The following is a 6,842-nucleotide window of genomic DNA, read 5'->3' as shown; positions in this document are numbered from 1 at the left end:
ATTAGCTCGAAAATAAAAATTTAAACGTTGACGTTTTTGTTCGTTCAGTTTTCAAAGAGCAATGCTACTGACTTCAATCACATCGTGATCAATCATCAGCGAGTAGGCTTTATGTTGCTTTGCGACGAGCTGAGAAGTTACTTCCTCAAATACACTACGGCGCAGGAGCAATGTGCAACTACTTTCATTATCGCTTAGAAGCGACTTTTCTAATATAACATGTGTTGTTTTTATTGTCAACACTTTATTTTAGAATATTATCCGTCATCTGCTAAATTCGTTTTAACTACTAATTGCAGCGACGGATATTAATATAACAAGGATTTTTAAATTGGTCAATAGATAATATTATTTTTTTAGGATATTTTTTTCCTAAGCTTATAATATCTATGGAAAACCCCATGTCCTTTAGTTTCTTTCGTGACAACTTCTATTATATTCTTATCAATTAGGTATTCAAGGAGCATACCTAAATCCACAGAGTATAACTCCAACTCTTCATGATTCATAATCTCATTAATGGACCAATAATCTTTTCCTGCAAGTACATCTACTAGGTGATTAATTCCGCTCTTCATTTTTGAATTTATTAAAAACTCACTTGCCAAGAAAAGCAATCCCAGTCTTTTATCCAAAGACTCTTGACTGCTGACCAATTCTTCGTACAACTTAATTATTTCGGGCTCTATTTGTTTAACTTGCTGCCAGACAGTCACTTCCGGATGAAATCCGTTCTCAATAATCGCTAATCTTGCAAGATGGTGCAGGGAATGAACAACATGATTATAGGCGTCCAGATAATGGTCGTTTTCAAAAAAAGCTTTTCCATCCATATAACGGCGGATTAATTTTGCAAACTCTAAGCCCATCTTTAATTTACGCCCATTAAACGGAAACTCCTTTAATTCTGTTTTAATATTAGAAACATATTCATTGCGGTCAAAAATAACCATTCCGTTATATAACCAATCGAAGATTTTCTTATTAGTCCCAAGTAATAGCCATTCATTTAGCTGTTGATCAGTAACCATAAATAAAGCAGCTTTTTTTTCATTATAAGTATAATGTTTAACAAACACCGGTGATTCTGCCTCTTTTACTAAAATAAGCAGGATTGTATCAAATGTGTCTGTAGCAGGAATGTCGTTTTGCCGTTTCTTTATCATTAACACTCCAAGTGTATTCGTCTGACTTGCCCGTTCTTGATAGATGGGGCGGAGAATGTCTTCCATACTCATTCCTCCATTTTATTGATAGAGTATAACTTCGACAATTTTTTTAATTAATCCTTCTAATGAAGAAATAAAGAAATAACCTTTTATCAGTTTTCTTTTATATTTATCTTCTTTCATTTGATGTGATATAGTTATTCTTTAGGAGGGACAAGAATGGCTAAATATTCAAGTAAAATTAATAAAATCCGAACATTTGCTCTTAGTTTAATCTTCGTTGGACTTATTGTTATGTATCTTGGAATCTTCTTTAGGAATTCCCCACTTCTAATGACAATATTTATGCTTTTTGGAATGCTATTCATTATTGCAAGTACAGGTGTTTATTTTTGGATTGGGATGCTTTCAACTAAAACTGTGCAAGTTGTTTGCCCTAATTGCGGAAAACATACAAAAATACTTGGCCGTGTGGATATGTGTATGTATTGTAAAGAGCCGTTAACACTTGATCAAAATCTTGAGGGCAAAGAGTTCGACGAAAAATATAATAGGAAAAAATAAAAAGCTCGGCTGCAGAAGCCGAGCTTTTTATAACACCGATGGAGAAATTTTATTAATGCAATTCTTTGCTTGCACAATCAGGGCACATTCCGTAAATTTCCATACGATGATGGCTAATTTTAAAGCCTGTTACGTGCGATGCTAAATGCTCAACCTCATCAAGTCCTGGATAATGAAAGTCGACAATTTTTCCGCATTTTTCACAAATAACATGATAATGATGAGTTGTCACGAAATCAAAACGACTTGAAGCATCCCCGTATGTCAACTCTTTAACTAAGCCAACCTCACGAAATACTCTTAAATTATTGTAAACTGTTGCCACACTCATATTTGGAAACTTACCTTCTAATGCTTTATAAATATCATCTGCAGTTGGGTGCGACATTGAGCTTATTAAATATTCAAGTATCGCATGACGCTGTGGTGTAATGCGTACTCCGGTTTCCTTTAAGGTATCCAATGCTTCCTTTAATTGAATTTGCGCCACGGCCATGCACCTCTTTTCTAAAAGGAATTCTTATTTTATAATCTTTATAAATAGTGTACTAATTTATTACTCCTTTTGTCAACATAACAAACTAAGCTACAGAAAGAAAACAGAGATTATTTCGATCCACCCTTTTTTCTTAGCTCTTCACTTTAACCTCCTTTCCGCCATACAATTATTCTTATTTTTAATATATGTACAATGATTATGATTAACAACCTCATATGACTGTAATTCTCTTCGTTTATGGACAACGCGTAATTTCATAAAATAAAAAAAAAGCGAACCTGATAAGATCCGCTTTAAAAAATATCTGAGGAGGTATGCCCTAATAAAATGATATTCAAAACTCGTTCAGATGAATGGACAAAAGCCTTGAAATAGAAAAATAGGCAGAGAATTACACCTCTTTGTCTAAAATTATACCGTTCTTTGATACTCGCCCCTTATTTTTCAGGACAGATTTTCCTTAATAAATTCGAGCGCTTCCTCCACATGCCCTTTGACCTTCACCTTGCGCCATTCCTTTACTAACTTGCCTTCTTTATCAATAATGAAAGTAGAACGTTCAATCCCCATATATTCTTTTCCGAACATTTTCTTTAGCTTCCAGACACCATAAGCCTCTGCCGCCTTATTTTCTTCGTCCGCAAGCAAGATAAATGGCAATTCATATTTCCCAATAAATTTTTCATGGCGAATGATCGGATCAGGACTTACGCCTAATATAACTGCATTTAACCCTTCAAAGCTCTCGTGATAGTCCCTGAAATCACAAGCCTGGGTCGTACACCCTGGTGTCATATCTTTCGGATAAAAATAAAGGACAATATTTTTCCCGCGGTAATCCGACAACCTGATTATTTCCCCGTTACTTGCCTCCAATGCAAAATCTGGAGCAAACTCTCCTGTTACGACTGCCATTTAAATCCCTCCAAACGTTTTTATTATAAGCCTATCCAATTTGATTCTGAAAAACAAACAATCTACTCTAAAAGCAGCTTTAATATTTCTTTTCCATTTCAAAAACAGCCCTGAAAACGAAAGCAGCAGGAATTGTGTAACCAATTAAAGCCTCCAACACAGCAATCATCCTACCAATCCCAATTGGCGCAATATCCCCATAGCCAACGGAAAATAACGTGACCGCACTAAAATAAAAGCCCGTCTCAAGACGAACGAAGAAACCACCGTCACTTCCTTCTGTCCCTTCCGCCCAAACAGCAAATCCATGTAATTCAAGCAGCACATATATTAATCCAAACCCGATCATTACAGTTACATATATAAAAGCTAAATACATAAAATTCTCAAAGGACACTTTCTTCCCCTTGATTCGATGGGGTAAGAATAGGGTACGCAAGCTCATAACCATACAGAAAACAATACATACTAGGGATATATAAAAAGCCATAACGCTCCCTCTTTTCAACATACTAACTCTGATAATTTATACGCTTTCCACACAATCTATATGACTGCTCGGCCTAAAAAATAAAGGCTGTTTTCATAAAATTGGTTGCTTTTATAATGTGATTTTTTAATTATCTGAGTTGATTGGAGTGGAGGGTACTTGACTCTCGAAAATGCTATCGCATTTTCTTCGTGCGTGGGCAGGTTCAACGATGTAAATTCAGTATCCTACGAGAATAGAGGGAAGCGGGAGACCCCGGCAGGCGGTACGCCGAGGAGGCTCCCATCCCTCCCCGCGGAAATCAACGGGCAAACTTTCATGTTAAAAAACAACACTAAAAGCGAAATGAGCCAAAATAAAAGAAACTAGAGGACATTTCCCCTAGCTTCATTAATTCCCAGCACCCCTATATCTTTTTACACCTGAATTCCAGATAAAAATGGATGCTCCAAAAAACACGATACCGATTACCGGAGTTAAGAATGAATAGGTAAACCATTCTTCTTTCCCTAAAAAATAGGCTGCTGGATATACGCCTACAAAAGCAAACGGCAATACCCAAGTAAGTACAAAACGGATCACATTATTATATATATCGACTGGATACCGACCATAATTCCCGATATTGTACATCATCGGCATAATCGATGTTCGCGCATCCGCCCAAAAGCTGATGCAGGCTATCATAACAAAAATCCCGCCATAGACGAACATCCCGCCAGAAACAAACAGGATAAACAAGAACGGATCCAAAGCCCACGAAATGTCGAGCTGAAGCTTGATTCCAGCATAAATCATAATCGCCAGCCCTGTTACAGCACCGAATAATGACTCCAATTCCATTCTTTCTAAAATAATTTGGAACAAGCTGTGGATAGGCCTTGTGAGAATCCGGTCCATCTCTCCCTTTACAATATACCGTTCATTGAAATCCCAAATATTAAAGAAAGAAGAAAACAAGGCAAATGGGACTAGAAAAAATCCATAGATAAAAATGATTTCATCTCTAGACCATCCCCCGAGCAAGTTTGTATGCCCAAATACAACAAGAATAAATATTAAATTGACCGCTTGAAATAATAGGTCTGAAAAAATTTCTACAAACAAATCTGCTCGATATTGCATTCTCGTCTTCAAATACTGGGCGACGTATTGAAAAAATATCTTAATATAAAACATTCGTCACCCTCCTTGAATAATAAGCTGTTTTTTTGCGATGACCCATAAAATTCGGATGGGAATAATTAAAATAACAACCCATACACCTTGAAGAATAATCGCTTCAATTGCTTCGCTATTTGAAAATCCGTTTGTAAAGATCATGCTTGGAACATAGCTTATACCTTGAAATGGCAAGAATTTCAGCAGTCCTTGAGCCCAAATTGGAAAAAAGCTAATAGGCAGCAGCAACCCTGAAAACAGATCAATAACCACTCTTTTTGCCCGAATTAGACCTGTATTGTTATAGAGGAAAAAGGTCGTAATCCCTGTAATTAAATTAATTTGGGTATTAATGAAAAAGCTTAAGATGATTGAAACGGCAAAAAACAGCCATGTAGTTAAATCAACTGAAAACTGTATCGGAAAGATGAAAGAGACGATCACCATTCCCGGAACCGAAAAGAAAAACAATCTGAATATCCCTTCGCCCAACCCTTGCATAGTCTTCATGCCAAGATAATTATAAGGACGGATTAATTCAACAGCTACCTTTCCTTCTTTGATTTCCATTGCCATCTCACGGTCAATATTATTAAAATAAAACGCTCTCGCCATCCACGCAACTGCCACATATGTAGACATTTGCACGACTGACATTCCCTCAATCGTTTCTTTTCCTCCATAAATAGCAGACCATAGAAAATAATAGGCACCAATATTAATACTATAAATGAGAATTCCCGTATAATAATTTGTCCTGTAAGCTAACATCATTAAGAACCGAATTCGGATCATTTCAATATACTTGTCCATCAAATCCCCTCCTTAAGCGGAGCATCCACACAGAAAACCATTAAGAAATCCCCCGGTCATAAATATTGCGGATGATTTCTTCTGTAGACGTTTCTTTAATGTTAATGTCTTTAATTTTATAAGTCGCTACCACTTTCGCTATTAAGAGGGAAATAAGCTCATCATTATCTTCGATTACTGCAGTGAAAACAGGTTCATTTTCGTCTTTTTCCCATTTAATCGCTGGTGTTGCTGTTAGACGGTTTAAGTCAGTCAAATTCACTTCCTCTAAAAATTGAAATTCGATTTCTTTCCCTTCTCCCCATTTTTCCTTCAGACTTTTAAGTGCCCCATCGTAGATAATTTTTCCGTCATCAAGCATGACGACCCGCTCACATAAGGCTTCGATGTCGGATAAATCATGGGTTGTTAATAAAATGGTCGTATTGTATTTTTCATTCATTTCCTTTAAAAATTCGCGAATTTTCAGCTTTACTAGAACATCCAGTCCAATTGTCGGCTCATCAAGAAATAACAATGGCGGATTATGAATGAGTGCCGCAGCAAGCTCGCATCGCATTCTTTGACCAAGCGACAGTTTTCGAACAGGTTTATCTAATAGAGGTTCAATATCAAGTGTTTTAATAACATGGGACATATGCTCGTCATATTGCTTATCAGGTACTTTATATACTTTTTTTAGCAATCTGAAAGACTCCTGAACAGCGATATCCCACCAAAGCTGGGATCTCTGGCCAAAAACAACACCTATAGTCTGAACAAATTTTTCTCTTTCTTTATGCGGGTTCATCCCATTTACTATCACATCACCGCTTGTCGGTGTTAAAATCCCCGTAAGCATTTTTATCGTCGTTGATTTCCCAGCCCCATTTTCGCCAATATAGCCGACCATCTCTCCTTGCTTCACATGAAAGCTTATATCGTTAACAGCCGGGACAATTTTGTAATTCCGAGTAAAAAGGTCACGGAAAGCCCCTTTTAATCCAGATCGGCTCGAATATGACTTAAATTCTTTTCGCAAATCCCGTACGGCAATTGCATCCTTCATCTATTTCTCCTCCTGCTGTTTCAATACCTTAAAAGAATAAGTTTAAGCAATCAAACATTAGAATACAACTAAGAAGCCCATATGCAATATAGAATAATCGCAATAATGAAATCAAGCTTCCAAACATTAAACATGCTAAAATAGTATAGGCTTAAATCACGAGAAATTCCAAATTATTAATAG

General features: G+C 36.6%; 8 protein-coding genes. 1 reads left to right on the top strand and 7 read right to left on the bottom strand.

All coding sequences use genetic code 11. The features are described 5' to 3' along the window. Window positions 1–356: 356 nt before the first annotated feature. Window positions 357–1,232 carry a nucleotidyltransferase-like protein gene (locus BGM26_RS16790; RefSeq protein ID WP_217041189.1) on the bottom strand — a complete coding sequence of 292 codons (876 nt, stop codon included), beginning with the start codon at window positions 1,230–1,232 and terminating at the stop codon, window positions 357–359. A gap of 156 nt (window positions 1,233–1,388) precedes the next feature. Between BGM26_RS16790 and BGM26_RS16785 the strand changes: the two genes are divergently transcribed. Next, window positions 1,389–1,733 (top strand): YgzB family protein, encoded by a 345-nt coding sequence (locus BGM26_RS16785; RefSeq protein ID WP_217041188.1) that lies wholly within the window; start codon window positions 1,389–1,391, stop codon window positions 1,731–1,733. 52 nt (window positions 1,734–1,785) lie between these two features. Here BGM26_RS16785 and perR read toward each other — a convergent pair whose 3' ends face one another. The 6 genes from perR to BGM26_RS16755 all read right to left on the bottom strand — a co-directional run bounded on the left by perR (window position 1,786) and on the right by BGM26_RS16755 (window position 6,659). After that, a complete protein-coding gene (gene perR / locus BGM26_RS16780) occupies window positions 1,786–2,223 on the bottom strand; it encodes a peroxide-responsive transcriptional repressor PerR (protein WP_217041186.1) in 438 nt (145 codons plus the stop codon). A gap of 453 nt (window positions 2,224–2,676) precedes the next feature. Next, complete coding sequence (gene bcp / locus BGM26_RS16775; protein WP_217041184.1) at window positions 2,677–3,147, bottom strand: thioredoxin-dependent thiol peroxidase; 471 nt, start codon at window positions 3,145–3,147, stop codon at window positions 2,677–2,679. Between the two features lie 79 nt (window positions 3,148–3,226). Next, on the bottom strand, window positions 3,227–3,544 hold the full coding sequence (locus tag BGM26_RS16770) for an ion channel (RefSeq protein ID WP_483297811.1): 318 nt from the start codon (window positions 3,542–3,544) through the stop codon (window positions 3,227–3,229). A gap of 483 nt (window positions 3,545–4,027) precedes the next feature. Further along, window positions 4,028–4,816 (bottom strand): ABC transporter permease, encoded by a 789-nt coding sequence (locus BGM26_RS16765; RefSeq protein WP_217041180.1) that lies wholly within the window; start codon window positions 4,814–4,816, stop codon window positions 4,028–4,030. A 3-nt stretch (window positions 4,817–4,819) separates the two neighbouring features. Beyond that, window positions 4,820–5,611 carry an ABC transporter permease gene (locus BGM26_RS16760; protein WP_217041178.1) on the bottom strand — a complete coding sequence of 264 codons (792 nt, stop codon included), beginning with the start codon at window positions 5,609–5,611 and terminating at the stop codon, window positions 4,820–4,822. 40 nt (window positions 5,612–5,651) lie between these two features. Beyond that, the gene (locus BGM26_RS16755; RefSeq protein WP_217041176.1) at window positions 5,652–6,659 is read right to left on the bottom strand and encodes an ABC transporter ATP-binding protein; all 1,008 of its coding nucleotides are present in this window, start codon (window positions 6,657–6,659) and stop codon (window positions 5,652–5,654) included. Window positions 6,660–6,842: the final 183 nt, after the last annotated feature.

It is taken from the genome of Bacillus sp. FJAT-29790, assembly GCF_019039215.1.
Taxonomy (GTDB): Bacteria; Bacillota; Bacilli; order Bacillales; family Cytobacillaceae; genus Cytobacillus.
Note: the sequence above shows the minus strand (reverse complement) of the source record. Positions and strands in the feature narration are given on the sequence as shown.